20 protein-coding genes and 1 tRNA gene are annotated in these 26,989 nt (G+C 67.7%); 13 read left to right on the forward strand and 8 right to left on the reverse strand.

From position 1 onward, the window contains the following. Positions 1-190: 190 nt before the first annotated feature. Positions 191-1,756 carry a heme-binding protein gene (locus tag N5095_RS05265; RefSeq protein WP_267621687.1) on the reverse strand — a complete coding sequence of 522 codons (1,566 nt, stop codon included), beginning with the start codon at positions 1,754-1,756 and terminating at the stop codon, positions 191-193. A gap of 199 nt (positions 1,757-1,955) precedes the next feature. On the opposite strand from N5095_RS05265, the gene N5095_RS05270 reads away from it, so the two are divergent. The 3 genes from N5095_RS05270 to N5095_RS05280 all read left to right on the forward strand — a co-directional run bounded on the left by N5095_RS05270 (position 1,956) and on the right by N5095_RS05280 (position 4,167). Continuing rightward, positions 1,956-2,729: a formate/nitrite transporter family protein gene (locus tag N5095_RS05270; protein WP_303651584.1), complete on the forward strand. Its 774-nt coding sequence runs from the start codon at positions 1,956-1,958 to the stop codon at positions 2,727-2,729. Positions 2,730-2,871: 142 nt separating this feature from the next. Continuing rightward, entirely contained in the window at positions 2,872-3,393 is a 522-nt protein-coding gene (locus tag N5095_RS05275) for a PadR family transcriptional regulator (RefSeq protein ID WP_267621689.1), read from the forward strand. 75 nt (positions 3,394-3,468) lie between these two features. Further along, positions 3,469-4,167: an Sjogren's syndrome/scleroderma autoantigen 1 family protein gene (locus tag N5095_RS05280; RefSeq protein ID WP_267621690.1), complete on the forward strand. Its 699-nt coding sequence runs from the start codon at positions 3,469-3,471 to the stop codon at positions 4,165-4,167. Between the two features lie 163 nt (positions 4,168-4,330). On the opposite strand, the gene N5095_RS05285 is transcribed toward N5095_RS05280, so the two are convergent. Next, the gene (locus N5095_RS05285) at positions 4,331-4,858 is read right to left on the reverse strand and encodes an HPP family protein (protein WP_267621691.1); all 528 of its coding nucleotides are present in this window, start codon (positions 4,856-4,858) and stop codon (positions 4,331-4,333) included. A gap of 130 nt (positions 4,859-4,988) precedes the next feature. On the opposite strand from N5095_RS05285, the gene N5095_RS05290 reads away from it, so the two are divergent. Then, positions 4,989-6,395 carry a TIGR00341 family protein gene (locus N5095_RS05290; RefSeq protein ID WP_267621692.1) on the forward strand — a complete coding sequence of 469 codons (1,407 nt, stop codon included), beginning with the start codon at positions 4,989-4,991 and terminating at the stop codon, positions 6,393-6,395. Between the two features lie 7 nt (positions 6,396-6,402). Here N5095_RS05290 and N5095_RS05295 read toward each other — a convergent pair whose 3' ends face one another. The 3 genes from N5095_RS05295 to N5095_RS05305 form a co-directional block, all read right to left on the reverse strand. Further along, a complete protein-coding gene (locus N5095_RS05295; RefSeq protein WP_267621693.1) occupies positions 6,403-8,907 on the reverse strand; it encodes a DEAD/DEAH box helicase in 2,505 nt (834 codons plus the stop codon). A 133-nt stretch (positions 8,908-9,040) separates the two neighbouring features. Continuing rightward, positions 9,041-9,172, reverse strand: coding sequence for a hypothetical protein (locus tag N5095_RS05300; protein ID WP_267621694.1), 132 nt, complete (start codon positions 9,170-9,172; stop codon positions 9,041-9,043). Positions 9,173-9,390: 218 nt separating this feature from the next. Continuing rightward, a complete protein-coding gene (locus N5095_RS05305; RefSeq protein ID WP_267621695.1) occupies positions 9,391-9,633 on the reverse strand; it encodes a ferredoxin in 243 nt (80 codons plus the stop codon). Positions 9,634-9,867: 234 nt separating this feature from the next. Between N5095_RS05305 and N5095_RS05310 the strand changes: the two genes are divergently transcribed. The 5 genes from N5095_RS05310 (at position 9,868) to N5095_RS05330 (ending at position 14,002) form a co-directional block, all read left to right on the forward strand. After that, the gene (locus N5095_RS05310; RefSeq protein ID WP_267621696.1) at positions 9,868-11,175 is read left to right on the forward strand and encodes an MFS transporter; all 1,308 of its coding nucleotides are present in this window, start codon (positions 9,868-9,870) and stop codon (positions 11,173-11,175) included. Then, on the forward strand, positions 11,172-12,041 hold the full coding sequence (locus N5095_RS05315) for a bactofilin family protein (protein ID WP_267621697.1): 870 nt from the start codon (positions 11,172-11,174) through the stop codon (positions 12,039-12,041). Before N5095_RS05310 ends, N5095_RS05315 begins: the two co-directional genes overlap by 4 nt. Positions 12,042-12,131: 90 nt before the next feature. After that, the gene (locus tag N5095_RS05320) at positions 12,132-12,689 is read left to right on the forward strand and encodes a DoxX family protein (protein WP_267621698.1); all 558 of its coding nucleotides are present in this window, start codon (positions 12,132-12,134) and stop codon (positions 12,687-12,689) included. A 68-nt stretch (positions 12,690-12,757) separates the two neighbouring features. Beyond that, positions 12,758-13,468, forward strand: coding sequence for a hypothetical protein (locus N5095_RS05325; protein ID WP_267621699.1), 711 nt, complete (start codon positions 12,758-12,760; stop codon positions 13,466-13,468). A gap of 60 nt (positions 13,469-13,528) precedes the next feature. Continuing rightward, positions 13,529-14,002 (forward strand): hypothetical protein, encoded by a 474-nt coding sequence (locus tag N5095_RS05330; RefSeq protein WP_267621700.1) that lies wholly within the window; start codon positions 13,529-13,531, stop codon positions 14,000-14,002. 93 nt (positions 14,003-14,095) lie between these two features. Here the strand turns inward: N5095_RS05330 and N5095_RS05335 are convergent, their stop codons facing one another. After that, the gene (locus N5095_RS05335) at positions 14,096-16,198 is read right to left on the reverse strand and encodes a MutS-related protein (protein ID WP_267621701.1); all 2,103 of its coding nucleotides are present in this window, start codon (positions 16,196-16,198) and stop codon (positions 14,096-14,098) included. A 534-nt stretch (positions 16,199-16,732) separates the two neighbouring features. On the opposite strand from N5095_RS05335, the gene N5095_RS05340 reads away from it, so the two are divergent. Next, on the forward strand, positions 16,733-18,799 hold the full coding sequence (locus N5095_RS05340; protein WP_267621702.1) for a DEAD/DEAH box helicase: 2,067 nt from the start codon (positions 16,733-16,735) through the stop codon (positions 18,797-18,799). 15 nt (positions 18,800-18,814) lie between these two features. Here the strand turns inward: N5095_RS05340 and N5095_RS05345 are convergent, their stop codons facing one another. Continuing rightward, entirely contained in the window at positions 18,815-19,867 is a 1,053-nt protein-coding gene (locus N5095_RS05345; protein WP_267621703.1) for a hypothetical protein, read from the reverse strand. Positions 19,868-20,119: 252 nt separating this feature from the next. On the opposite strand from N5095_RS05345, the gene N5095_RS05350 reads away from it, so the two are divergent. The 3 genes from N5095_RS05350 (at position 20,120) to N5095_RS05360 (ending at position 25,197) form a co-directional block, all read left to right on the forward strand. Next, the gene (locus N5095_RS05350) at positions 20,120-21,988 is read left to right on the forward strand and encodes an SLC13 family permease (protein WP_267621704.1); all 1,869 of its coding nucleotides are present in this window, start codon (positions 20,120-20,122) and stop codon (positions 21,986-21,988) included. Positions 21,989-22,053: 65 nt separating this feature from the next. Beyond that, a tRNA-Pro gene (locus tag N5095_RS05355) sits at positions 22,054-22,126 on the forward strand. Positions 22,127-22,533: 407 nt separating this feature from the next. Beyond that, positions 22,534-25,197, forward strand: coding sequence for a MarR family winged helix-turn-helix transcriptional regulator (locus N5095_RS05360; protein ID WP_267621705.1), 2,664 nt, complete (start codon positions 22,534-22,536; stop codon positions 25,195-25,197). Positions 25,198-25,738: 541 nt separating this feature from the next. On the opposite strand, the gene N5095_RS05365 is transcribed toward N5095_RS05360, so the two are convergent. Then, positions 25,739-26,989: a glycoside hydrolase family 28 protein gene (locus tag N5095_RS05365; RefSeq protein ID WP_267621706.1), complete on the reverse strand. Its 1,251-nt coding sequence runs from the start codon at positions 26,987-26,989 to the stop codon at positions 25,739-25,741.

The following is a 26,989-nucleotide window of genomic DNA, read 5'->3' on the forward strand; positions in this document are numbered from 1 at the left end:
CGAAAAAGGTCGATGAAAAAGGCCGCTCGCTCGGGCTTCGCCCTCGCTCGCGGTTCAGGAAACTCGCGGGAACCGCACAGCAGAAACCCGTCTCCCTTGGTCGATCGCTGACGCTCGCGACCCCTTCCTCGAAAAACGCGGATCAGAAAGGCCGTCCGTTCGGCCCGACCCTCACTCGTGGTTCGACGACCTACGCGAGGAAGACGTGCCGCGGGCGGTCCGCGAGCACGTCCCGGCCCCACGAGACGGTGTCACGGAAGGCGTCCGAGCGGAAGAAGCCCATCGCGTCCTCCTTCGAGCGCCACTGGCTGGCGATGAACATGTCGTTCTCGTCCTCACGGTTCACCATCAGGTCGGTCTCGTGGTGACCCTCCATGTCCTCGAGGAGTTCGCCGACGACGTCGAACTTCTCGACGAAGTCGCCCTGGTGCTCGGGCTTGACGGTGTAGAACATCCCCATCGTCCCGAAGCCCGACTCCTCGCCGGCGCGGGAGACGATGTCGGGGAGTTCGGAGAGGAAGCCGGCGGCGGTGTCGGCGGCGCTCGCCGTCTCCCAGATGCTGACGACGGCGGCTCGGTCGGTCGCTCGTCCCTCGTAGACGGCCGTCTTCACGTGCGAGCCGTAGTGTTCGAAGTTGCCCCGGAGCCCCTCGACCTCCTCCCAGAGCGCGTCGGGGTTGGCCTCCGAGTAGAGAACGGTGGCGTACACGTCCTCGCCGTGGGGTTTCCCGGCGTAGATGTCGAGGTCCGCGAGTTCGCCGCGGATGTCCTCGTCGGCGCCGCCGTCACCGTCGCCGTGCTCGTGGTGTCCGCCGTCGTCGTCACCGTCGCCGTCCTCGCCGTGGCCCCCGCCGTGTGGGTGGCCCGCGGCGTCGTCGTGGGCGTGCCCGCCTTCGCCGTGGGCGGCGTGCTCGCCGTGTGCGTGTGCCGCCTCGCCGTGCGGGCTCGGACTCGCCTCGTTCGCACTGTGTTCGCCCGTCGGCACCGGCTCGCCGGCGAGGTACGCGCCGAGGTCCGTCGGCGGGAAGCGTCGGCCGACGTAGAACTCGCCGAACTCGCCGTACTTCGAGGAGGCCTCGTCGAAGCGCATCTCGTAGACGATGTCCTTGATATCGGCGGGGTCGGCGCCGAACAGGGTGACCCCCCACTCGAAGTCGTCGAAGCCGACGGAGGAGGCGATGACCTGTTTGATGCGCCCGGCGAACTCCCGGCCCACCTCGCCGTGACCGGACATTAGGTCGGCGCGCTCCTCGAAGGAGAGGTCGTACCAGTTGTGCTCCTCGCCGCGGCGCTTGCTCATCGGGTAGAAGGAGACGTACTCGTCGTCGGGGATGTCGGGTTCGAGCTTCCCCTCGATGTATCGACGGAGTCCCTCGTCCAGCTCCTCCTCGTTCCCCTCAAAGTAGTCGTCGGAGACGTACCCCGACACCTCGGTGACGGAGACGTAGGAGTCCGCCCGCTCGGTGAAGCCGGCGAGTGCGGTCCCCTCGAAGCGCCGTTCGGCCGCCGAGAGGGCGTCGAGCGTCGGCCGGAAGTGGAGGACGAGGACGTCGGCCTTGTGCCCGAGAATCGAGAAGACGGCGGTGGCGCCCTCCTCGGCGTCGGCGACGGCCTCGTGTGACTGGAGGAACGCGGTACCCTCTTCGACGGCCCGTGCGCGTTCCCGCTCGGGGGCGTCGCGCCACGCGTCCCAGTCGACCCGCCGGAAGTCGTGCAGCGCGTACCACCCCTCGTCGGTCTGCGGAGGTTCGACCATGCGAACCGCTTGGCGTGGGCCGGTCAAGGGGCTTGCGTTGTCCCGTCGGTTCGTCCGGCGTCGACGCCGTCGGCGGTCGGCCGCTCCGTCGTCTGCTACCGGCCCGCACACTCATCACAGTTCCGTGACGAGTCGGTGTGTGTCCCAGGAGAGCGACCCCAGCGAGACCTTGGCCTATACGAGCATCCTGGAGACGGAGATGGAGAGCGCGCTCCGGGAGTTCGACCGGCCGACCTCGGGGCTTGCCCTCTCGGGGTTCTCGGCCGGGCTCAACGTGAGTTTCGGCGCGCTGTTCATGGCGATGGCGCTGACGTTCGCCGGCGGCTTCGAGTCGGGACTCGTCGAACACGTCGTGCTGGCGAACGCGTCGGCCATCGGGTTCGTCCTCGTCGTCCTGGGCCAGACCGAACTGTTCACCGCGCACACCACGATGGGCATCCTCCCGCTGCTCGACGGGCGGGGGAGCCTCGCCGACCTCGGCCGATTGTGGGGCGTCGTGTTCGGCTCCAACCTCGTCGGCTGTGCGGCGTTCGCGGCGCTGATGGCGGTCGTCGGCCCGGCGATGGGAGTCGTCGACCCGGCCGCCGTCGGGTCGCTCGCCGGGAAGCTCGTCGGGCTCGGCTCCCTCACGGTGCTCCTCAGCGGCGTCGTCGCCGGCTGGCTCATGGGGATGGTGACGTGGCTCATCGCCGCCGCCCGCAACACCGTGGCACAGTTCCTCTTCGTCTGGGTCATCACCGCCGGCATCGGCTTCGGCCCGTTTCATCACTGTCTGCTCGGCTCCACCGAGGTGCTCGCGGCGCTGTTTCTCGGACAGGGGGTGACCGTCGCCGAGTACGCCCACTTCCTCGGCTGGACGACGCTCGGCAACGTCGTCGGCGGGGCCGTGTTCGTCGCACTCCTGAACTACGGACAGGCCGTCAGAGGCGGCGAGCCGAAGGACGTCGACGTCGACGCTCATCAGCAGGGGTGAACACGGCGCTGGGTGACGGGTCGACATGAGGGACGGTCGGTGGGGAGAACGGTCGACGTGATGCCCTCCTGTCTCGCGTGTCTCCGTCGGCGACGCGGACGCATCACAACGCTTTCCCGCGGTCCCGCCGCAGTCAGACGTGATGCGGAAAAGCGGCCCGCCGAAGGGGCTTATCTCGTATCTCGTCCTCGAACTGCTGGACGAGAAGCCTCGCTACGGCTACGAGATTCTCAAGGAGATCGAGGCGCTGAGCGGCGGCCACTGGGAGCCCTCCTACGGCTCGGTGTACCCCATCCTCTACAAGTTCGAGGAGAAAGAGTGGGCCCGGCGCATCGAGCGCGAGGACGAGCCCGACCGGAAGTACTTCGAACTCACCGACGAGGGCCGCGACGAACTGGCCGAGAAGCGCGTCGAGAGCGGGTCGAAGGCCCGCGAGTTCGCCGACGTCATCCTCGGATTCTACCACGTCTACGTCGCCTTCGCGACCGACGAGCGCTTCGAGGTTCCGTGCCCGGAGGGTCAGTGGTGTTTCGACGAGACGTTCTCCGCCTGGATCGTCGAACAGATAATCCGCCACCACGAGCGAGACTTCGGCCCCTTCGAGCGCATCCCCGACTCGCCGGAGACGTTCTACGAGCACCACGGGGTCCCGCTCGACGAGTGAGTCGCCGGCGGTCGGCCCTCGGCGACCCTCCTCCGCTCCGTCCCCTTTTTCACGTCGAACGCCCATCTCTCGGGCATGAGCGACTTCGACAAGGAGGCCGAGCGGGAGAAACTCCGAGAGAAGTTCGCGCGCGACGAGGAGAAGCGAAAGTCCACCCAGCGCATGTCCGAACTCCTCCTCAAGGGCGCGACGATGACGAACAGCCACTGCAACGCCTGCGGCGACCCCATCTTCCGCTACCAGGGCCAGGAGTTCTGCCCCACCTGCCAGAACGCGCAGGTGAACGCCGAGGCCGCCGAGGCGGCACAGCAGGGCGAGAGCGCAGGCGACGCCGGGAACGCAGGGGCCACCACCGACGCCGAGGCCGCGTCGGCGACGACGGCGACCCCCGACGAGGCTGCCGGGTCCCCCACCGACGCCGCCGACGCCGCCGACGCTACCAACACCGCCGACTCCCGGCCCGCGTCGCCCCGGTCCGCGAGCGCCAACGGGGAGGTGGCGTCCGCACCCCACCCACAGAACGCGGGGCGGGCGGACCCGGCCGACGCGGACTCGTCCGCGCCGAACGGTACCACCGTCCCCGACCACGCTCCGGCGTCCGACGCCGCGCCGTCGGGGGCCGGCGACGACCTCGACGCCGCACGGGCTTCGCTCCGACGTGTCGTGACCCGCTACTCCGCGGCGGCGGAGCGCGCAGACGACCCCCGGCGCGCGACCGAACTCCTGACCGCCGCTCGCGAGGCCGCGGAGACGCTCGCGGCACTCAGACGGTAGACCCCCCATCCTCGCCCGCCCCGGTCTCCGCTCCCCGCAGGTCGTCCGGTGATTCTCGCCGCCGAGGCCGTCCTCCGGTCGGAGGCGACTTCCCTCGCCGTCGGTTCAGCGGCGCACGCCGTCGAGGAGTGGCGCCGGACGGTTCCGTCGTCCCAGCCACGACCTACTGCGGCGGCTCGTCGACCCCGGTCGTCGGGATGAGGTGGTCGGCGACGGCGAGCACGCAGATGGCGAACATGATGATGCCCGCCTCCCACAGGCTAGTGAGCAGCCCCAGGCCGACGATGAGCGTGGTCGCACACGCGGGGGCGTGCCGGAGGTCGGTTCGGAGCATCGCGACGGTCGTCAGTCCGACGGCGACGAAGCCGGAGCCGACGAGCTGCAGCCCCGGCATCGACAGCGCCGGCGGGATGTCAGTCACAGACAGCCCCGGTGCGATGGTGTGGTAGGCGAGGAGTCCGGCGAGCACGCCGAACAGGTGGCCGCCGACGGCGCGCTGCCACCTGCTCGTCGCCGCCGACGGCGTTACCGCCAGCGCGTACGCGGACGGTCCGAGGCTCGGAAAGAGGAAGGGCTGGCCCGTCCCCCACGCGAGCAGCACGAGCAGGACGAGGAGGCTCAGCGTCCGCCCCGTCGAGAGCAGCGCGTCGCTCGTCGTCGGCCGCTCCCTGAGCGGCTCTAACAACTCCATAGCACTCCGCTTCACCGGCCGGCGTGATATGTGTCGTGGCTCCCGCGGCGGGCGCTCGACTCCCTTCAGCAGCCACTCCCGGTCCACGGACGGCCACCGCCTTCATTCGGCGGGTGTGAGAACGTGGCGTATGCGCCTCGTACAGACACGCGTTTCCAAGGAGGCGCGGGAGCGCGTCCTCGAGACGCTCGATGAGGAGAACATCGAGCACGTCGTCGCCGACGAGGGCGGCGACAGCGACGCGGTCATCGTCTACTTCCCGCTACCCGACGGAGCGGTCGAGAAGGTGCTCGACCGCCTCCAGTCGGAGGGGCTCCACGAGGACGCCTTCACCGTCATCACGGACATCCAGTCGGCGACGACCCCCTCGCTGGACGAACTCGAGAGCCAGTACACGCAGGGCCCGGACGACGAGGTCGGCCTCTCACACGCGACGCTGCGGACGAACGCCCGGGAGGTGACGCCCAGCCGGCCGATGTTCGTCACCTTCGCGGCGCTGAGTGCCATCGTCGCCGCCGCCGGACTCATCCTCAACTCGGCCATCGTCATCGTCGGCGCGATGGTCATCTCCCCGTTCGCCGGCTCCGCGCTCTCGGCGAGCGTCGGCGTCGTCATCGGGGATTACGAGTCGGTCCTCGACAGCCTCCGGTCACAGCTCGTCGGGCTGGTCGTCGTCGTGACGAGCGCGACCGCGGCGGCGTTCGTGTTCCGGTACGGCCGCCTCGTCCCCACCCGCCTCGCCATCGAGAACATCTCGCAGGTGAGCGCCTTCTCCATCCCCATCGTCCTCACCTTCGTCATCGCGGTCTTCGCCGGAGCGGCGGGGGCGCTCGCGCTCGCGACGGACCTCTCGGTGTCGCTCGCAGGCGTCGCGGTCGCGGCGGCCATCGTCCCCGCCGGGTCGGCCGTCGGTCTCGGCGTCGTCTGGGTGAAGCCGATGCTCGCGCTGGGTGCGGTCGTCCTCCTCCTGATGAACATCCTGCTCATCAACGTCTCGGCGTTCGTCGCCCTCACCCTGTTCGGCTACCGGTCGCCCGCCTCGGCTCGGCTCCGGGACTATCTCCGGTTCGACGTCGGCACCGTCGCGTACGCCGCCCTCGGTGCCGTCGTCCTCGTCCTGCTCGTCGGCTCGCTGGTGAGCACGTACCAGTACTTCGTCCTCGTCGAGACGGTCAACCAGAACGTCGACGAGGTGCTCACGGAGGAGCCCTACGCGTCGCTCGAACTCGTCGACGTACAGACCGACTACGAGGCGCGCCTCGTCGCGCCCGCCGAGCCGGACACGGTGACGGTCGTCGTCGGTCGCGCTGCCGGCACCGAGTACCCCGACCTCTCGGCGGCGCTCCAGGGAGCCATCGCCGAGGACGCCACGCGACCCGTCACGGTCCGCGTGCGTTTCCAGAGCTACCAGGAGACGACGCCGGGGTCGGGAGCGGTCGAGTCGGCGTCGGAGCGGACCGGCGTCGCCGCCGCGGTCGGCGCTCTCGGCTCCCCCCGAACGACGACGCTGCCGTCGGCCGCGCCGACCGCTCGGTGAGCCGTGGTCAGTAGTCGCCGCCGACGACTTCCCTGATGCGCTCGGCGGTCACCTCGCCGACGCCCCGAACCTCCAGTAGGTCCTCCTTCCGGGCGGTCATCACCGCCTCGACGCTCCCGAACTCTTCTAAGAGCGCCCGCGCGGTGACGGGACCGATGTCGGCGATTGCGCCGACGACGTACTCCTGTTGCTCGCCGAGGGTCTTCGAGGACTTCTCGCCGTGGACGCTCACCTCGCGGTCTCGGGTGGTCTGCTCGCGGGAGGCGATGACTTCGAGCAGTTCGGTCGTGTCGGCCTCGCTCTCGCTTCGCAGGACGCTCACGCCGTAGTCGACGGCGAGGCTTGCGATGGCTCCACGGACGGCGTTGGGGTGGACGTTGCGCTCCTCGTACAACCCCTCACCCTCGAGTATCACGACCGGCCGGGCGTAGTGTCGCGAGAGGTCCCGCACCTGCTCGAACAGCGAGCGGTCGCCGCCGACGAGCGTGTCGACGAAGTCGGCGACGGACTTGCGCTCGACGGCCACGCGGTCCGAGAGGACGTAGTCGCCGACGGCGAGCGTCTCCAGCCGCGTCCGAACGCCCTCGCGCCGCGAGAGCTCCTTCGCGATGTTCGCGTCCATCTCGCGCTGGTCGACGACGATTTCGACGAGTTCCTCGTTCTCGTCGCCGTCGTCACCGTCTGCGACCGAGTCGACGCCGGCGGTCGCGACCACGCCTTCGGGTTCCTCGTCGCCGTCGCCGATTTCGGCGCCGTCGTCGGCGTCGGTCTCGGCGTCGGGTCCATCGTCGCTCGCGGCCGCGTCGGCCGCGTCGTCCTCGGTGTCCTCCGTCTCCTCACCGTAGTCTTCGAGCGCGCCTTCGAGCCGTGCGTCGCGCGTTTCGCCGCTCTCCGCACCGTCGCCGTCGCCGTCCCCGCCGCCCCCGTAGTCACCCAGACTACGCTGGGAGTCGTCGAGTTCCTCTTCCATCTCCGCGGCGACGCCCTTCAGCTTCCGAAGCTCCTTCTCCATCTCCTTCTCCCGGCGGCGGGATATCCAGAAGTACGCCTCGTCGCGGGTGTCCTCCGCGAGCAGGACGACGACCTTCCCTTCGTCCTGTCGCCCGGTCCGACCTTTGCGCTGGATGGAACGGATGGCCGTCGGCACCGGCTCGTAGAAGAGGACGAGGTCGACCTCGGGCACGTCGAGCCCCTCTTCGGCGACGGAAGTCGACACCAACACCTCGAACTCCCCGTTGCGGAAGGCGTCGAGGGTCTCCTGCTGTTGCTTCTGCGTCATCCCGTCGGAGCCCTCCTTGTCACCCTGGCCGACGAACTTGTGGACCGAGAACGACTGCGAGAGGAAGTCGACGAGCGCCTCGGCGGTGTCGCGGGACTCCGTGAACACGATGACGCGCTCGCCCTCGTTGATGCCCAGCGTCTCGGCGAGCAGGATGCGCGTCTTCGAGAACTTCGGGTGGAGCGTGTCGAAGGATTCGGCCATGTTCATCGCCTTCCTGACCTTCGGTTCGGCGACGAGGCGCTGGCTGGCCTTGGAGGCGCCGGAGGAGCGCGCGGCGTTTCGCTGGCGCTCGAAGTACCGGCGGACCGACTCAACGGACTGCGTCTCGACCAGTTCGACGGCCCGCCGGAGCTTCATCACCTCGGCGTGGGTGGACATCCCCTTGTACCCCTTCGACTGGTCGTTGTTCATCATCTTCTGGAGCTCCGCGCGCATCCCGTTGAGCTGTTTCTGGGAGACGTCGGGGTTCGTCGTCCGCGTCACGCCCAACTGCTTCAGTTTCTCCAGGCGGTCGGTGATGACGTCGTTGAGCGCGTCGCGAATCTCGAGAATCTCGTCGGGGAGGTCGATGCGCTCCCACCTGACTTCGGTGTCGTGGGTGTACTCCTCCACGTCGGCGTCCTCCTCGGTCATCACCTCCACTTCGCGGAGGCCGAGGTTCTCACATACGTCCAGGATGGCCTCCTCCTCGCCGCCGGGGGAGGCGGACATCCCCGTGACGAGCGGGTCGGTGGCGTCCTCGTGGTAGCGCTCCGCGATGTACACGTAGGCGTAGTCGCCGGTGGCGCGGTGGCACTCGTCGAAGGTGAGGTGGGTCACGTCCCGCAGGGAGACGCGGTTGCCGACGAGGTCGTTCTCGACGACCTGGGGCGTGGCGATGACGATTCGGGCGGACTCCCACAGTTCGGCGCGGTCGTCCGGGCTCACCTCGCCGGTGAACACCACTATCTCCTCGTCCGGAATCGAGAGCGCCTCGCGGTAGAACTCGGCGTGCTGCTGCACCAGGGGTTTGGTCGGGGCGAGAAAGAGCGACTTGCCGCCGACCTCGTGGAGGCGCTCGGCCGTGACGAGCAGGCTCACCGTCGTCTTGCCGAGGCCGGTCGGGAGACAGACGAGGGTGTGGTTGTCGCGGGCCGCGCCGGCGAGGCGAATCTGGTAGAGCCGGCGCTCGATGAACTCGGGGACGAGTAGCGGGTGGTCGACGTACGCGACGTCCTGCGTGGCCGCCATTTGCGTCGGGTTAGGCGGCCCCTCGGTTAAGGGTTCGCAGAGCGCGGTGAAAGTGAACGTGGAGGACGACCGGCGCTCCGAGAGGGGCGAGAAGCGGTGCTCGGACGCCGTAATCGGACGACCGCGCGGGCGGTCACGAGGCGCTGTCGGTGCCGTCGGGTGCGTCCCGTGTCCTGTCGGCTTCCGGGACGTTGCCGCCGATGACGGTCGCCCACTCGGCCAGGCGCTTCTCCGAGGGTCCGCTGGGGAGGTGAGGGGATGACATGGTTGGGCCTCGGTCCGTTGTATCCCTATGGACCCACATAACGGTTACTGCCACGCGAGGGCTTGGCGCGGTCGCCACGCGTCGCTGGGACCGTCGTGTCCGCCACGCGTCGGCCGGACCGACTCGGAGAGGGCCCCTCACGCTGTCGGCCGTTCGTTCGTGGAATTCCCCAGCACCTCGGGGTGTCGAGACGCTCCGAACGGGTACAGCCGACGGTATCAGACGACCTGCTCGCCGTCGTCGTCGTACAACCGGATGGCGTCGACGGGGCAGGTCCGCGCGGCGAACTCCGCCTCGAACTCCTCGCCCTCGGGTACTTCGAGGACGAACACGCCCTCCTCGCGCTCCTCGGCGCCGACGAGGTCGGCCTTCCCGTCGTCCAGGTTCTTCTCGAACGCCTCCCACTCGTCGACACACTGGAACATCCCGATGCAGGTGTCCCGGTCGTACTCGATTCGCATGGGCCGTGGTAGACGCGAGGCGCGTAAAGCGATGACGGGACGCCGCAGTCGGGGAAAGACCCCGACCGGGTCGAGCCGATACGACTCGGTGACACGCACCGTGAAGGCGACGCATACTGTGAAGGCCACGCGTATTGTGAAGGTAACACGTACCGTGAAGGCGACCGCACCGTGGAGTGCCGTCCCGGCGCGCAACGGGATATCCCCCGGCGGCGGGACCTCGCGGAGGAGACGATGACCCCGTACGACCACCTGCAACGACGCGACTGGGGGGCCGCATTCGGTCTCCTGCTGTTCGTCGCGCTGATGACTGCCGGCTACTACTACAACGTCACGTTCGTCCAACTCGGCCTCATCGACCTCGGGGTCCGCCTCGTCGGCATGTCGCGGGCGGCCGTCTCCGTCTGGATGGCGGTGCTCGCGCTGCTCACGTTCGTCGTCGCGGTCGGATTCGGCGTCCTGATGGACCGACGCGGTTGGAGCACGAACCTCCGGGCGAAACTGCGCGTTCTCTTTCTCGTCGTCGTCGTTCAACTGGCGTTGACGCTGGCCGCGCCGACCGTCCGGACCGTGCCGGCCTTCGCTGCGTGGATTCTCGCCGCATCGGTCGCCCTCGGCGTCGGGTTCCCGGCGTCGTTCAGTCTGGCCATCGACTGCGTGCCGGTCCCCGACCGTGGCCCGGTCGCCGCGGTCATCACCGCGATAACCTACGGCGCGGCGAACGCCTACCCGGTCGAGTGGTCCATCGACGCGTTTAGTCGGCTCATGGTGGTCGCGATGGTACCGGGCGTACTCGTCCTCGGACTGTTGGTCTCGGGCCGCGTCCGACCGGTCGAGCGGCTCCTTGACGACCTCTCGGGTCGGCACCGACGGCACGGCACCGGGCGGTTCTGTCGCGAGTCACCCGTCGAGACCCGTAGCGTCGGGTTTCTGGCCCCCGTCATGCTCATGTTCGGCGTATTCTTCGTCGACAGCCTCGGCTTTCTCCGCATCATCGAGACGCCGGCGCTCATCCTCACCGCGTGGCAGTCGCCGTCGATGGAGACGCGACTGCTCATCGCCGCCGCCCACGTCGTCGGCGCGGTCGTCGCGGGCGTTCTCTACGTCAACTTCGACCTGGAGTGGCTGTTCCTGTGGGTGTTCGCCCTCTTCAGCGTCACCTACGTGTTCTACACGTCCGACCTCCGTCTCGCCGCGTGGCTTCCGGCGTCGGGCGTCGGCTCGGGGTCGGTGCTCAACCCGGCGTTCTACTCGCTCACGGTGAGTGTCTACACGACGCTGAACTTCGCGCTGTGGCCGGACCTCTCCACGGCGGAGACGGTCGGCACCCGAACCGCCGTCGGCGTCGGGATGGCCGGCTGGCTCGCGACGTTCTGTAGCACCGCCGCCGCGCTGTACCTCGACGGGGCGGCCGTCCCGTTGCTCACCCACCTCAACCTCGTCCAGGCGCTCGCGTTGCTGCTCGTCTTCGGGCTCGCGGTCGCGCTGTACGCCCGCCGAACGGTGCAGGTGGCCCGAACGGGCCGGGAGGGGTCGCCGTGACGGTCTCGACCGAGATTATCCCGTTGCTCGTCGTCGTCCTGTTGCTGCTCTCCGCGAGCGGCGGGGACGTAGAGCGGATGGAGGTCGTGTTCGAGGGGACGCACCCGGTCACCGCGGTCGACGACGCGCTCGTCGTCGGGGGCGGGGAGGTCACGGTCCCGGCCGGGACGACCGTCGAGGGGCAACTGTACGTCATCGGCGGTGCGTTAGTCGTCGACGGACGCGTCAGGGGCGACGTGACGGTGCTCTCCGGGACCGCCTCGGTGACAGACGGGGCCGTCGTCACGGGACGGCTCGACGCCGTCGCCGGCGGGGCCACCGTTGCCGACGGCGCCACGGTCGGCGACCTGCGACGGGTCGAACCGACGCCGGCGGGTCGGTCGCCGGCCGTCCGCTACGGCTTCCTCGCGGCGCAGGCGCTCGCACTGGCCGCGCTGACCGCGTGGTTGAGCCGCCGCCGTCCCCGGGCGCTCGCGACGGTCGGCGACTCGGTCGTCAACCACGGTCTCGTCAGCGGCGTCGTCGGCCTGTTGGCCGGCGCGACGCTGCTCGTGCTGTTCGTCTACATGGCGTTCACGCTGATTCTCCTCCCGGTGAGCGTCCTCGGACTCGCCGGGCTGGTCGTGGTGCTCGGCTACAGCTTCGCGGTGTACGGCTACCTCCTCGGACGCCGGCTCCCGGTCGAGCGTGTCGACGCGGCCTCCGCACTCGGGGCCGCCGTGTTCCTGCTCGCGCTCGAACTGCTCGGCACCGTTCCGGTCCTAGGCGCGCTGGTCCAGTTCGCCCTCGTGGGGGTCGGGTTCGGCGCGGTGTTGCTGACGTACTTCGGTCTACACGAGTTCGAGCCGGCACGGATTCCCGAGTGAGGGCCGGTCCCCTGCCGTTCTCACTCCCGTGGAATCAGCCCCCCTTTATACGCGGTCTCCCGCCGTTCGTCCACTCGTAAGGTGAAGACAATGAGCATCAACGCACCCAACACGTTCGAGAGCCGCCTCGGCGGACTGACCGTCACCGGACGCGCCCACAGCCTCAGCGCGTGGTTCGTCCTCGCGCTACGTCTCATGATGGGGGTCGCGTTCCTCAACGCGGGCCTGTCGAAGCTTCTCGGTCCCGAGCCGTTCAGCGCGCAGGGGTACCTGCTGTACGGCGTCAACGAGGCCAGCCCGCTCCTCGGGCTGTACACCTGGATGGGGTCGACCCCCTGGTTCGTCGCGTTCGTCGACGTCGCCGTCCCGTTCGGCCAGGTCGCCATCGGCCTCGGCCTGCTGGTCGGCCTGCTGACCCGGCTGGCGGCGTTCTTCGGCGCCCTCATGATGTTCCTGTTCTACTTCGGGAACTGGAGCGTCGAGCACGGCCTCATCAACGGCGACTTCGCGTACCTGCTCGTCTTCCTCGCCCTCGCGGCGTTCGGCGCGGGCCGCATCCTCGGCCTCGACGCACTCGTCGAGCGGTACCAGGTCGACGGCGAGCCCCTGGTCGAGCGCTACCCGGCCCTCGACTACGTCCTCGGCTGACCGCTCTTTTGCCGATTCGCGTCATGACGAAACACAACCCCTTAGCCCGCCGCGTCGAAGCCTCGGGTATGGCAGAACGCGCTCCCGAGCTCGCCCTCGTGCTCGGGGCCTTCCTCGGTCTCGCCGTGCTCGGCAGCGGGCTCGCTCTCACCGACGACCCCGTCACCACGACGTTCCTCGCGCTGGCGGTGTCGCTCCCCCTCTTCGTCTACGCCGTCTACCACTCCGAGGACCCGACGGGGGTGCTCCCGCCGGGAATCGTCCTGAAGGGAGGGCTCGGACTCGCGGGGCTCACCCTGCTCGCGCTGGCGCTCGACGTGGGGTCGGCGGAGGCGATTCCGCTCCGCTTCTTCGTCGCGCTGTTTCTCGCGCTCGTCGTCGCGTTCGCGGCGACGGCGTACCACGTCGCCTACGGGCGGCGCCGGTACGGGTTCCCGCCGGGGAAGGTCGCCGTACTGACAACGCTCGTCGCGGCCGCGCTGCTCGCGTTCGCTCTCGTCGTCGCCAGCGCGTTCTACGACGGCGCGGCCGGGACGACGGTCGTCCTCGTCGCCGCGCTCGACGCCCTGCTCGTCTTTCTCGCCGGCGGCATCTACGCGACGACGCGGGGGCTTCGTCCCCGTCCGCGGGCCGCCCGCCTGCTGGTCGGACTCGGGGCGCTTCTCGGCGTCGCCGTCGCCGGATTCGGGCTCCTGTTCGCCTCGCCCGGCCCGTGGGTCGTCGCCGGCGTCGCGGTCGTCCTCGGCCCGGCGGTGCTGGTGGCGCTGTCGCGGCGGTGAGTTCGGCGACACCACCGACGCCGTCCGAACCTACTTGTGACGGGACGGAGACGTGTTCGCATGGTCCCTTCCGCGCGCTCGCGCTCCACCGCCAGAGCCGTCCTCCTCGGACCCGTCGAGGACCGGTTCGGTCGTCGACTCGACGCCCTCCTCGCGGCCGCGGTCGGCGTCCTGACGTTCGTCGCCTACGTCGCCGGCGCCTTCGCCGTCTCCGGCGGGGTGGTGTTCCTCCCGTGGCACGCGACGCTCGTCGGTTTCGTCACGGCGGGGCTCGTCGGGTACCGTGGTGGCGGGCTGACGTTCGGCTGGCTCGCCGTCCTCGCGCCGCTGTACGGGTTCCACGCCGACTGGGCGCTCTTCGGGCTCTCGTCTCGGTCGCTCGCCGGGCAGGTCGAGTACCTCTTCCAGCCCACGGCGTTCGTGGTGTTCTCTCTCGCCGCACTCGTCGTCGGGACGGTCGGGTTCGCCGCCGGCGTCGCGCTGTGGCGCGGGCTCGGGGCGGTTCGCGGTCGGTTCGGGGCACAGTCGTCGTGACGGCGGCTCACCGCCCTTGTCCGCGGCTCACCGACCCCCACCTGCCCGTCCGTCGACTCCCACCCGCCGACCCCGTCTCCCCCACCGCCTCGCTCAGAACTTCCCGAGCAGGCGGTCGTAGAAGCCGACCCGTCCGTCGCCGTCGTCGGCCCCGCTCTTGGAGCCACCGCCCGACCCGTTCGACTCCCCCGCCAGCTTCTCGACGATGAGCTCCGGGGTCGAGCGCGCGAGGTGGTCCTTCACGGGCGAGCGGTTCACCTGCAACTCGCCGTCTTCGAGCCCCACCGCTTCGATGCCGTCGACAGCGACGTCGACGTCGGCGGCCTCCCTAATACCCCCCGCGAGGTGGGAGACGAACACCGCCGTCGCGCCCTGGCCGTCGAGTTCTTCGAGGATGCCGGCGATGATTTTCGCCGACGCACCCGGCTCCGTGATGGACTCAAGTTCGTCGACGAGTACGAGGCGGTTGCCCGCGCCCTCGGTGAGCGCCGCGAAGTCCCGGAGGGTGGCCTCGAAGGCGCCGGCGTCGAGCGTCCCCTGCGATTTGGCGTAGTAGTGGAGTTCCTCGAAGCGGCGCAGTTCGACGCGCTCGGCGGGGACGGGGAGCCCCATCTGGGCGAGGACGACGACGAGGCCGACGAGGTCGAGGGTAGATGTCTTCCCGCCGGAGTTCACCCCGGAGAGGAGGGTGACCCCCGAGACGGAGTAGTCGACGGGGTCGACTTCGTCGAAGTCGACGTCGAGGAGGGGTGAGCGCCCGCCCTCGATGGTGAAGCCGGCGTCGTCGCCGTCGAGGAACTCCGGGAGGACGCAGTCGAAGTCGCGGGCGAAGCGCGAAATCGCGAGTTCCACGTCGAGTTCGAGCGCGTCGCGGACGAGGTCCTCGACCGGCTCCCGGAGGTCGAGCAGGTCGGCGGCGAGTTCGCTCTTCAGGCGGGCGGCGCGGCGGTCGCGAGCGGCCACGAGTTCCGTGCGCAGACGGGAGACGGCCTCCCCGTTTCGCTCGACCGGGAACGTTGGCTCGCCGCCGAAGGTGCGCTCGGCGAGGTCGGCCTCCTCGGGCTTCAGGTCGAGCGTGTCGACGACGTGCTCGCGGGCGGTTGTGAGGGCCTCGTCGTAGTCGTCCGAGAGCTCGCGGGAGAGCAGGGAGTCGACGCGGGCACCCTGCTCAACCAGCGAGAGGAAGTCGGTGCCTTCGATGGTCACGTCGCGCTCGCGGATGGCGTCCCGAAGGTGGTCGTTGGCGGCGGACTCGGCGGTCGAGGCGGCGGCGTCCACGTCGTCGGCGGCCGCGGCGAGACGGTCGAGTTCGTCGTCGCCGAGGACGGTGCCGTCGTCGTCGACACGGGAGAGGGCGTCCCGGAGCGCCTCGGGGTCGCAGGCCGGTTCCATCCCGGCGGCCTCGTGGACGTCGAGGGCGGCGAGCAGGCGCTCGCGGTTGCCGGCGAAGAAGGCGAGCAGGCGCTCGGGGACGACTTCGCCCGGCCGTTCGAGCGCGTCGGGGACGACCTGCACGTCCCCCTCCACGTCGAGGCCGGCGAACTCCTCGTCGAGGACGACGACGGTGGAGTACGAGCGCGCGAGTTCGGCCACGTCGCGGTTGTCCTCCACGACTTCGACGGAGAGTTCGGGAATCGCCTGCTTCGCCTCGGCGTACACCTCGGCGTCGGCGGTGGCGAGACAGCGCTCGCGGACCCGGCCGACCGAGGGGGAGTCGAGGGGTGAGACGCCGTCCAGTGCGCCGAGGACCGCAGGGTCGGGGTCGCGCTCCATCGCCCCTGCGGCGAACTCGCGGACCTCCTCGATTCTGTCCGCCGAGGCGGTCGGAAACAGTGTTTCGAGGCGCTTCGCGGCGTAGTCGGTGCGGGTGCGGGACTGGAGGAGCGCGAGCGCGTCGCGGTAGATTTCGCGCGCGCGGTCGGTGGCGAGGAAGGAGCCGTCGTCGCCGTGGCGGTCGCGGACGGCGGCGCGGGCGATGGCCGCGGCTCGGCCCTCGGTGATGCCCGGGGCGCGGGCGAGACGGGCTACGTCGCCCGTCTCGAGGGCCTCGCGGGCGTCGCCGAGCGCGGCGAGGGACTCGGCGGTCTTCTCGCCGACACCCTTGATGTCGGTGAGTTCGCGGTTCGCGTCCGAGGATTCGTCTGTGCGCTCGGCTTCCGTCTCGGACTCGGACGCGGCTCCCCCTTCCGTACCCATGCGTGTTACGCCTCGCTATCGCGGCCTCGGGCAAAAGGTTGCGGGTCGATTCTTGTTGTTCGGTGAGTGTGACGGTGCCCGAAGACGTAGTGTTCCCGCCGGCACCGCCGATTCCGTGACCCAGCAAACCTCTTACGCTCTCGCCCTTTGCAAGTCCGCCAGGCCAGCACCGCAACCGCGCCTCGCCCTCCCCAGCCGACTCCTTCGCTCCCTCCGGTCGCTCAGTCGCCCCTCGCACGACTGCTCGCGCCGATGAACGGCGCTCGGCGCGCGCCGCCGCGACCTCGTGTCGCGGCCCGTCGCGCCAGGGGACCGCGGCCGACCTCCGTGTCGGCGCTCGGAGGCTGGGGAGGTACGAGGGCTGTGCGGACGGTCGGGTGGGGCTCCGAAAGTGGCCGGGCGCTTTCGAAGGTCACCGTGACGACGAATCCGCGGTACCACTCACCAACCGAAAACTGCCACGAGTCACCACACAACGTATAGAGACGAATCCCTGAAATACCCCATCCTCGTACCAAGAGAGTAGATTCAACCGTGTCTCAGCAGGTCGCACAGGTCGACACCCTCTTTCTCCACGAGGTGGGCGACCGCTACACCGTCGTCGCGAACAAGGGTGGCGACCGCGTCTTCCGCGGGGTCCTCGAACTCAAGGACACCTCCGCGGGCCCCCGCCCCGGCAAGTTCCGCGTCAAACGCGACTCCACCGAGGACCCGCGAGACCCGGACCTGTTCGTCGAACTCGCCCGCCGCGCCTCCCGCATCCGCATCTCCCAGCAGACCTCTCGGCCGGGCCGCACCGAACTCCAGGAGATGCTCGACGGCTACCAGCTCGAAGCACTGGTCGTCCGCACCTGTCGGTACTGCGCCGGTGCCGGGCGCTACTCGCCCATCACCGACGACACCGCCATCAAGGCCGACCGCGACTACATCTGTCAGGACTGCGCGGTCCGGGAGCTGGAACGCGAACTCTCCTTCGCCGGCAACGGCGGCCTCACCGGCGCGGCACAGGAGCGCCTCGAAGAGCTGTTGCTCGAAGTGCAGGACTTAGACCGCATCACGAACCTCCTCCAGGGGAACCTCGACCCGGACCTGACGAAGTTCGACGAGATTTCGGCGACGGTCGACGACGTGAACGCCGTCGAGACCGCCGAGTTGGACCTCCACCCGGACCTCCAAGGGCTCACGGAGGACCGTTTCGACACCCTCCTCCCGGTCCAGTCCCTCTCGGTCAGGAACGGTCTGTTCGACGGCGACGACCAGCTCGTGGTGAGCGCCACGGCGACCGGGAAGACGCTCGTCGGCGAACTCGCCGGCGTGAACCGCGCGCTCGAAGGCAAGGGCAAACTCCTCTTTCTCGTCCCGCTCGTCGCCCTCGCGAACCAGAAACACGAGGATTTCGAGGAGCGCTACGGCGACCTCGTGGACGTGACCCTCCGCGTCGGCGCCTCGCGCATCAACGACAGCGGCCAGCGCTTCGACCCCGGCGCGGACGTCATCGTCGGCACCTACGAGGGCATCGACCACGCGCTCCGGACGGGTCGCGATTTGGGCGACGTCGGTACCGTCGTCATCGACGAGGTCCACACGCTGAAGGAGGACGAACGGGGCCACCGCCTCGACGGGATGATATCGCGGCTCAAACACTACTGTGAACAGCGCGCGGAGTCCGGCTCCAATCCGAACTACACGGGCGCGCAGTGGGTGTACCTCTCCGCCACGGTGGGGAATCCGGAGTGGCTTGCGAAGCGTCTCCGCGCGACGCTCATCGAGTTCGAGGAGCGGCCGGTCCCCATCGAGCGCCACCTCACCTTCGCCGACGGCCAGGAGAAGATGCGTATCGAGAACAAACTGGTCAAGCGCGCCTTCGACACGAAGTCCTCGAAGGGGTACCGCGGCCAGACCATCATCTTCACCAACTCCCGGCGACGCTGTCACCAGATTTCCCGCAAGTTGGAGTACGACGCGGCCCCGTACCACGCCGGCCTCGACTACGGGAAGCGAAAGCAGGTCGAGCGCCGGTTCGGCAACCAGGACCTGGCCGCGGTCGTCACCACCGCCGCCCTCGCCGCTGGGGTCGACTTCCCCGCCTCGCAGGTCGTCTTCGACTCGCTCGCCATGGGTATCGAGTGGCTCTCGGTGCAGGAGTTCTCCCAGATGCTCGGCCGTGCGGGCCGCCCCGACTACCACGACAAGGGGACCGTCTACATGCTCGTCGAACCCGACTGCTCCTATCACGGCTCGATGGAGATGACCGAGGACGAGGTGGCGTTCAAACTCCTGAAGGGGGAGATGGAGGACGTCACCTCCCACTACGACGAGGCCGCGGCCGCCGAGGAGACGCTCGCGAACGTCACCGTCGCCGGTAAGCGCGCGAAGGTGCTCAACGACCGGATGCTCGGCGAGATAGACACCCGGCGCGCGGTCGCCCGCCTGCTGGAGTGGCAGTTCATCGACGGGTTCGAGCCGACGCCGCTCGGCCGGGCCGTCACCCGTCACTTCCTCTCGCCGAAGGACGCCTTCAGGATTCTGGACGGGATTCGGACCGGGCTGGCGCCGTACGAAATCGTCGCGGAGATGGAACTGGCCGACGAGGAGATGTGATGTAACGGGCCGCGGCTACTCCCCCGTCTCGGTCGCGGTCGCCGTCACGTTCACCGGGCGCGTTGTCGTCGTCGTCGCGCTGGCGTTCTCGCCGCTTCCGTTCCGCCCACCGTCCCCGTAGACGGCCCCGGCATCCACCGCCCGGTCGTACCACGCCGGCCGGTCGACGGTGGTCTCCCCGTAATCGCTGTAGTCGAGCGTCCACTCGACCCGAACCGGCTCGCCGTCGCGCTGGCCGCCCGCCCACGTCGCGTCGTAGGCGACGCGGAGGCTCCGGACCCGACCCTCTGAACCGACCGTCGCCGACAGCGTGGCGTTCCGCGGGTCGGTGACGTTCGGGTTCCCGGCGAGCAGGTCGGGGTTCGTGACGCCCGACCCCTCGATACGGGCGAGCGTCTCGTCCCCGCTCGCCTCTGTCTCCGTTCCGACGAGCATCGTGTCGACGGCGCTGAAGACGCTGTAGAGTCGGTCGTTCGCAGTCGGGTCCCAGCCGGAGAGCTGTCCGGGACTGGCGACGTCCGTCTCTCCCGCCGGGTCGGTCACGAGGCCGTACGACGTGGTTCCGTTCCTCGTCGTTCGCTGGACGACGCGCTCGCCGTCGGCGTAGAACGACGTCGACGCCGACCCCATCCAGTAGGCGTCAGCCTCGCTCCCGGAGACGGCGAAAGAGAGGTTGTACCGGCTCTCGTTGACGATTCTGCCCGCGTTGCTGGAGCGGTAGACCACGGCGCTCGGCGACTCGTCGCCGGCCGAGCGAACCGTCCACGTTGCGTCGACCGTGTACGAGGCGTTCGACAGTGACCGGGCATGGGCGTTCGACAGCGCCAGCGGCTCCTCGACGCTGCGCTCGGTCACGCCCGGCGGCAGACGGCCCGACTCGTCGGCCGTGGTCGCTCCCGCGTCGGACACGGTCGCGTTCGACGTCGTCCCGGTGGTCGTTTCGACGGTACCGCTGGTAGTGGGGTCGTCTGCCCCGGGACTCGGTCCGGCGTCGCCGAACAGGCCGCCACAGCCGGCGGTGAGCAGGAGGGCCGCCAGCGCGACCGCGTGGAGGGCGGAGCGTGACATACACTCGCGAATCGGGCGGTCGCCTGATAAGTTTACCCGAGCGTGAGAATCGAACGAAAGGCTCCGGCGGCTGCATCCGACGCCGTCGACGGACTCGCGGCACACGCGGGCCGGTCGAACGGAGGCGTGGTGGCCGTGTGTCGCCGTCGGTTCGCGGCCGGGTTCTGCGCCGCGTCGGCGCCCGCACGTCGCCACGGGACGGAGTCGCGTCGCTTCCCCTACCCTTTTGCCGGGTCGGGTCGTCTCCCGGGTGTGGTTGCGCTCACGCCGGGTATCGTCGTCGTCTTCGCTGTCGTCTTCCTCGCGCTGGTGTTCTTCGCGTGGGAGCCGGTGCCGGCGGACATCACCGCTCTCGGCATCCTCGTGACACTCATGCTGGTACAGGGGGTGTCGGGGACGCTCGCGAGCTACGGTATCCTCCCCGGGCCCATCGACCTGTTCGGCACCGGTGTCGGCGACTTCCCCGGACAGGCGCTGTCGGGGTTCGCCAGCACGGCGACGCTGACGGTGCTCGCGATGTTCATCCTGAGCGACGGGGTCCAGCGAACCGGGCTCGTCCAGATTCTCGGGGCGAAGATCGCCGAGTTCACGCAGGGCGACGAGACCCGTCAACTGAGCGCGACCGTCGGCGTCGTCGCCCCCATCTCGGGGTTCATCAACAACACCGCCGCGGTCGCCATCCTCCTGCCGATGGTGACCGACCTCGCCGAGCGGGGGCGAACGTCGCCCTCGAAGCTCCTGCTCCCCCTGTCGTACGCCTCGATGTTCGGCGGGATGCTCACGCTCATCGGCACGTCGACGAACATCCTCGCCTCCCAGCTCTCCGAACGCTTGGGCGTCGGCGCGTTCTCGATGTTCGAGTTCACGCAGTTGGGACTCGTGGTGATGGTCGTCGGCATCGCGTACCTCCTCACCGTCGGGCGCTACCTCACGCCCGAGCGCATCAAGCCCCGGACGGACCTCACCGAGGAGTTCGAGATGGGGGAGTACCTCACCGAGGTGGTCGTCCGCGAGGACTCGCCGCTCCTGGGCCAGCAGGTCCAGCGCGCGCTCGTCGAGACGGAGTTCGACGTGGACCTCCTCCAGCTCATCCGGGGCGAGGAGACGTTCCTCGAACCGCTCGGCCCGAAGCAGATACAGGCCGGCGACGTGTTCACCATCCGGACCGACCGCGACACGCTGCTCGAGCTGCTCGACGCGGAGGGGTTGGACCTCGTGCCGGTGACCGTCGACGAGTCGGAGCTCGAAGTCGCCGAAGGGGGTCAGAACCTCGTCGAGGTCGTCGTCGCTCCCGGCTCGGCGCTGGTCGGCGAGTCGCTGGTCTCCGCGAGCTTTCGACAGCGCTACGACGCCACCGTGCTCGCCCTGCGTCGCGGCGGGGAGCTCATCCGCCGGCGGATGGACCGCGTCCCGCTCCGCGTCGGCGACACCCTCCTCGTCCAGGCGACCATCGAGAGCGTCGAGCGTCTCGACGCCAACCGGGACTTCATCGTCGCCCAGCGCATCGAGCGCCGCGACTTCCGGAAGGAGCGCATCCCGGTCGCGCTGGGTATCATCGCCGCGGTCGTCGGCCTCGCCGCGGTCGACGTGCTCCCCATCGTCGTCTCGGCCATCGCCGGCGCGCTGGCGATGGTGCTCACCGGCTGTCTCAAACCCACGGAGGTGTACGACTCGGTGCAGTGGGACGTCATCTTCCTGCTCGCGGGCGTCATCCCGCTCGGCATCGCGATGGAGAACACGGGCGCGGCCCAACTGCTCGCTGACGGCATCGTCGCCACCGCGGACTTCCTCCCGTTGCTCGCCGTGCTCGGGGTGTTCTACGTCGCCACCGCACTCCTGACGAACGTCATCAGCAACAACGCGAGCGTCGTGTTGATGGTGCCCGTCGCCGTCGACGCGGCAGTGAACCTCGGCGCGAACGCGTTCTCGTTCGTCCTCGCGGTGACGTTCGCGGCGTCGACGGCGTTCATGACGCCCGTCGGCTACCAGACCAACCTGTTCGTCTACGGTCCCGGCGGCTACCGGTTCACCGACTATCTCCGCGTCGGCGGGCCGTTGCAGGCCATCTTCGCGGTCGTGACGACGCTCGGCATCGCCTACTTCTGGCCACTGACCCCGTGAGTCGCCGTCGCGTACGCCCGACCGAACGAAACCGTTTTGAGTGGGTCGGCGCAAGTCCGAAGCGCGGGACCGTGGGTTAGCCTGGTATACTTCGGGCCTTGGGTGCCCGTGACCCCGGTTCAAATCCGGGCGGTCCCATCCGTATTTAAGCGCTTTAGCGCTTCTGCGCCACATAGACGGGGGAATGTGATCTCCATCGCGAGGGGTGGTCGCGGTGAGCAAAATCATCGAGATCGAGCTCCCCATCTGCGACTTCTGCGGGGGGTTCATTCTCGATGAGGACTAGGCGTGTCCAGCCCGGGCAGACGACCGGAGGTGCTACCCGTGACGGGGGGCGTCCCGCCTGCTCGACAGTGTACGCTCCCGTCGTGTGAGCGAGAAGCAGTTGAACCCGCAAGAGACGGGACTCTCTGCACGCAGCATCTCCAGACCGTCACACACGAACATACACACACCGCGCCAGGTAGGGAGGAGACGACTACAGCGGACGCACCAATAGACACGTCGACCGAGCCGTACGCGACTGCTGACTTCACAAGTCCCGAATGCGGTGTCTGGCCGCCGAACTCCACGAACGAGAGCAATGGGTGGGGCGCGCCGGGCAGAGCAGCAAGCAGCTGTTCGCTCCGTGGGCCGATCGAGATCACCCAGAGGCGGATCCGGACGAGGACGCGCGCTGGAAGTGGGGGCTTACGGAGAACTGCGTCGATGGCGATACTATCGCCATCGCCGAGGACGACCCGCATCTCGAGGGGCGTGTCTTCCTCCAGCAGGCCGAGGACCCGTACGGATTCGTCGATGGCGACGATGTCCGCTGCCCAGAGACGGGCGCTGTTCATCCGGCGTTTATCGACATCCTCCAGCGACTCGGCGCGACGTACACCGACATCTCGACATCCGGGAGCGGCAGTCACGCGAACTACCGCGGGACACTCCCAGCGGGGCTCACGCAAGCGACGTTCGCGATCGATAGCGAGCCGTGGGGAGCGAACGACGAGATTCCCGAGATCGAGATCTACACCGGCAAACACGTGTGCGTGCTCACCGGCGAGCACGTTCCTGGAACGCCGACCGACATTGCCGAGTGGGACGACGACGAGCTTCGCGCGCTCCTCGACGAGCACGATCAGCTCCCGATGCCCGGCGAGAACGCCGCGCACGAGTTCGACGCATTCGACGCCACCGAGTACGAACCGTCTGTGACCGCCGCTGACGAGACCACCGACGATATTCGCAACGTGTTCGCCGCGCTCGACCGCATCGACGCCCGGTGCGTCGCGGAGGACACCGTCGTCCACCGATGGAACGACTCGGCGAGCACATCAGGTGACTACCGCGCGTTTGTCCCGGCGTGGGGTACGGCGGAGTCGGACGTGCCCATTACGTTCCTGACCGGCCGCGGACGCAAGGAGCAGTACGAGCAACTGGGGGCATGGTGTGAGGATCACGGGTTGTCGCATACGACCCTCCCGGCGTTCAGCGAGTGTCTCACAGCTGCCGGGGAGTACGGTGAGGCGGCTGCCGACCAGGTGTGGACGTGGTACGAGCGGAGTGCGTCGCCGCGCGACATCCACGCCTACGCCGAACTCGAGACCGGTGAGCCCCTCGGCTGCCAGCAATACGAGGGCCAGTCCTGTCCGTACTCGGCGCGTTGGCGGGCGATTGATCCCGACGAGTACGACGTACTCATCGGCCACTACAGCCACGCGCACGTCGGGTCGGTCGTCCAGGGTCGAGCTGTCGTCGTCGACGAGTTCCCCGGCGCCTACGAGACGGTGCTGTCGGACCGTGAATGGGTTGTGACGACCTACCTGCAGTCTCGCCCAGAGGTGCCGTTCGAGAGCTTTACCGACCTGCTGGAGGGCCGGAGCGACGAGGCACGACGGACGGAGGCGCTGGCAGCCCTACCTGCGCCCAGCGACGTGGAGCAGGACGGCGAGCAGGCGTTCTACGACGGCGGGCACGCGGCCGCGCCGCTGGCCGTTTTGACGCTGCTGCGTAGTGACGACCTCGGCAACGGCCTCGAACGCGCGGCGCTAGGCGAGCGACGGGTGGGCCTCCACGATCGCGAGGCGGGCGAGGTTCGGGTGCTGTGCCCACCCAATCTTCGATACGCACGGAGTGTCGTCGCGCTCGATGGAACGCCAACCCAACGGATGTGGGACCGAGCGCTGGGGCGTAAACCGACCCACCGACCCGTCTTGTCGGGCGACGACGAGCGGCAGGCGTACATTCGGGACGCGCTCGGCCTGCAGGTCGTCCGAACGACTGACTACGTCAAGACGTACAACACCGCCGAGTACGTCAACGTCGAGCGCGACGACGCCCTCCTCGACGCCGTCGCCGCAGAACACGGCCAGGAACCAGCGCTCATCACGACCGCAACCGCCGAACAGGAGTACGCTGCCGCAGGGCTTACCGATCAAGTCGGCGCACGAGCCCACTACGGCAACGTTCTCGGCTCGAACCAGTTCGCCGATGCGCGCGTCGGGGTGGTCGTTGGGTCACAGCACTACGGCGACCGCTTCGTCCAGCGCTGGGCAGCGTACGACCACGTCACCGTCGACGCGGTCGATCGATCCGACCCCACGCAACGGGGAACAGGCCTCAGCTACGGCGACGTCAGTGACGAGATCCTGACCCACATGCGCGAACACGAGACGTTTCAGGCAGCGATGCGCTTCGGTCGTGACGGTGACGGTGCGGTCGTCTACGTCCACACGAACACGCTCCCCGACTGGGCCCCCATTGCGGGCGAGGGCCGGGCCCTCTCGACACGCAGCGAGGGGGAGCAACAAGTCCTCGCCGCGCTCAAAGAGTTGGACGCGCCGCGAACGGCTGACATCGTCGCTCACGAGGCGGTCGACGTCGGGACACGGCAGGTTCAACACGTCCTCGCATCGTTCGTCGACCGCGGGATCCTGACGCGTCAGCGGGCGCCTGACGACGGCCGCGCGTTCGTCTGGCATGCTGACGGGCTCCACCGAGTGAGCGAGCACGGCGACGTCGAGTTAGCGACCGTCAGCCTCGACGACCTCACCGACGACGAGGTTGCCGAACTCGCCCGTATGGAGACGTATTATACGTGGGACTTCGGTAGTCGCGACGACTCGTACGCCCGACCGGCTGGGAGGCCATCCACGACCGTTTCGAACGGGGGTGTCGCTGCCCCAGATGGAGGTCGTGAGGGGGACGGGGCGACCGACTGACCCCCCTTGCGGACCGAGACGCCGCGGTTCAAACAGCGGTAGCTACAGCGATCGGTGCGGGTGTCCCCTAATAGCATTCGACGGTGGCACTCTACATTGCTCGGGCGGTTCAGTTGTCAGATCAGGCGCAACAACCGATGGTGAGGTCATTCCCTGATGCATGAATATCGTTTTAGCACACAGCAGCCATTTTCTATTACTTCCGTCACAATTAGAAACAGTTGGAAAGCTACGCTTAGTATAGTACTGAATAATTGTAGCCGACTGTTAAGCATCGCAGCGTTTCACATGCGGTATAACTCTAACTACTGAGCCACTCCAGAACACGATCGACTGTGATGCGTTATACAGTTTTCCCAGATCGTCTGATCCGTAGGTGACGCCCCAGCCTCTATTAACGTATGAAAAGTGTCGAATCAAGGCTGCGGAGACGCTATCAAGGGAACCTCAGGCGATTATTCACCTCAGAGTCAGACCGACACCGGCGGACGGCCGACATTGATTCGAAGTGGAACTCTCCCGCCGGTTTATTACAGTTCGATCAAACGACCCGCACGTTCTCACTTTCGGAGACGGCCAAATCCTCAATATTATCCAGTTCCGCCATTATGCGGACGTCTATGGCTCGTTCGATGGTCCCAGGTGATCCAATATCTTTGCCTCTAATCCCCGAGAACGAGATCCGACGAATCGGGCTGTCAGGTAAGCCGTCAACTTTGATAAGATGCTCAACTGTGTCAACGATGAGGTCGGAAAAGCTAAAATTATCGAACGTGGGGGTCCCATCTGAGTCAACGGGCTTGGCGGGGTCATCTCCCCCAAAGAACATAGTTAGCTCAACTGCGTTCTGAGATATCTGGCTGAATATCGTTGAGGCCACATTGATGTTTTCGACGATTCCGCCTCGACCCTGTTTGCTTTTAATTCGAACACCAGAAAGGAGTCGGTTAAAAATACAATTTGAGAGTGTAACGTTTCGAATATCACCTGCCGTCTCGCTTCCGATAGCGAGGCCACAGTAACCACCAGTCATCCTGCAGTTGGAGATAGTGACGTTTTCACATGGCTCACCGATCTTTCGCCCTTGCTCATCACAGCCAGACTTAAGCGCGATGCAGTCGTCTCCGACCGAAATGTCACAATCATAAATCGAGATGTTGCGAGATGAGTCTGGGTTGATGCCATCCGTATTCGGCGTGTCAAACGGGTTGATTATCGTAGCATCTCGAACCGTGACCCCCTCACAGTAGACGAAATGGAGTGTCCAGGCAGGCGAATTTCTGATTGTTACTCCCTCTATAAGCACATTTTCGCACGAATAGAGGTTAACAATACGGGGGCGTGGGTACTCTAACTGAAGTCCGGCCGGATAGGGATTGTCTCGACCGAGTGTATGTGACGCGGAAGCATCTTCGTACGCTTTCCACCATGGTTGGCCACGTGCGTCAATCGTTCCACGGCCGGTGATTGCGACATTCGATAGATCATGGCCAGTGAATAGGGAAGCATACACTTCTCTTTCATACCCTTCCCACCGTCCATCGGTGGCGGGGTAATCAGCAATATCAAGCGACCCGAGGACCGTAGCTCCCGCTTCGATTCTAACGGTAATATTGTCCCTTAGAAACACCGGTGCGGTAACATACTCGCCAGGCGGAAAAACTACTGTTCCGCCGCCGAGATCTCCACACTGATCGATTGCTGCCTGAATCGCTGATGTATCTTCTGTGTTGGTACCGGATGACGCACCAAATGCGGTAACAGAATACTCACTGTGCTCGCTGTCAGTCAT

Origin of the sequence: Halobium salinum, assembly GCF_026586625.1 — an archaeon.
Classification (GTDB): Archaea; Halobacteriota; Halobacteria; order Halobacteriales; family Haloferacaceae; genus Halobium; species Halobium salinum.

Excerpts from the sequence above, each read along its gene's own strand:
- N5095_RS05265 (WP_267621687.1), bottom strand. The coding sequence starts at position 1,756 with ATGGTCGAACCTCCGCAGACCGACGAGGGGTGGTACGCGCTGCACGAC.
- N5095_RS05270 (WP_303651584.1), top strand. The coding sequence starts at position 1,956 with ATGGAGAGCGCGCTCCGGGAGTTCGACCGGCCGACCTCGGGGCTTGCC.
- N5095_RS05275 (WP_267621689.1), top strand. The coding sequence starts at position 2,872 with ATGCGGAAAAGCGGCCCGCCGAAGGGGCTTATCTCGTATCTCGTCCTC.
- N5095_RS05280 (WP_267621690.1), top strand. The coding sequence starts at position 3,469 with ATGAGCGACTTCGACAAGGAGGCCGAGCGGGAGAAACTCCGAGAGAAG.
- N5095_RS05285 (WP_267621691.1), bottom strand. The coding sequence starts at position 4,858 with ATGGAGTTGTTAGAGCCGCTCAGGGAGCGGCCGACGACGAGCGACGCG.
- N5095_RS05290 (WP_267621692.1), top strand. The coding sequence starts at position 4,989 with ATGCGCCTCGTACAGACACGCGTTTCCAAGGAGGCGCGGGAGCGCGTC.
- N5095_RS05295 (WP_267621693.1), bottom strand. The coding sequence starts at position 8,907 with ATGGCGGCCACGCAGGACGTCGCGTACGTCGACCACCCGCTACTCGTC.
- N5095_RS05300 (WP_267621694.1), bottom strand. The coding sequence starts at position 9,172 with ATGTCATCCCCTCACCTCCCCAGCGGACCCTCGGAGAAGCGCCTGGCC.
- N5095_RS05305 (WP_267621695.1), bottom strand. The coding sequence starts at position 9,633 with ATGCGAATCGAGTACGACCGGGACACCTGCATCGGGATGTTCCAGTGT.
- N5095_RS05310 (WP_267621696.1), top strand. The coding sequence starts at position 9,868 with ATGACCCCGTACGACCACCTGCAACGACGCGACTGGGGGGCCGCATTC.
- N5095_RS05320 (WP_267621698.1), top strand. The coding sequence starts at position 12,132 with ATGAGCATCAACGCACCCAACACGTTCGAGAGCCGCCTCGGCGGACTG.
- N5095_RS05325 (WP_267621699.1), top strand. The coding sequence starts at position 12,758 with ATGGCAGAACGCGCTCCCGAGCTCGCCCTCGTGCTCGGGGCCTTCCTC.
- N5095_RS05330 (WP_267621700.1), top strand. The coding sequence starts at position 13,529 with ATGGTCCCTTCCGCGCGCTCGCGCTCCACCGCCAGAGCCGTCCTCCTC.
- N5095_RS05335 (WP_267621701.1), bottom strand. The coding sequence starts at position 16,198 with ATGGGTACGGAAGGGGGAGCCGCGTCCGAGTCCGAGACGGAAGCCGAG.
- N5095_RS05345 (WP_267621703.1), bottom strand. The coding sequence starts at position 19,867 with ATGTCACGCTCCGCCCTCCACGCGGTCGCGCTGGCGGCCCTCCTGCTC.
- N5095_RS05360 (WP_267621705.1), top strand. The coding sequence starts at position 22,534 with ATGCGGTGTCTGGCCGCCGAACTCCACGAACGAGAGCAATGGGTGGGG.
- N5095_RS05365 (WP_267621706.1), bottom strand. The coding sequence starts at position 26,989 with ATGACTGACAGCGAGCACAGTGAGTATTCTGTTACCGCATTTGGTGCG.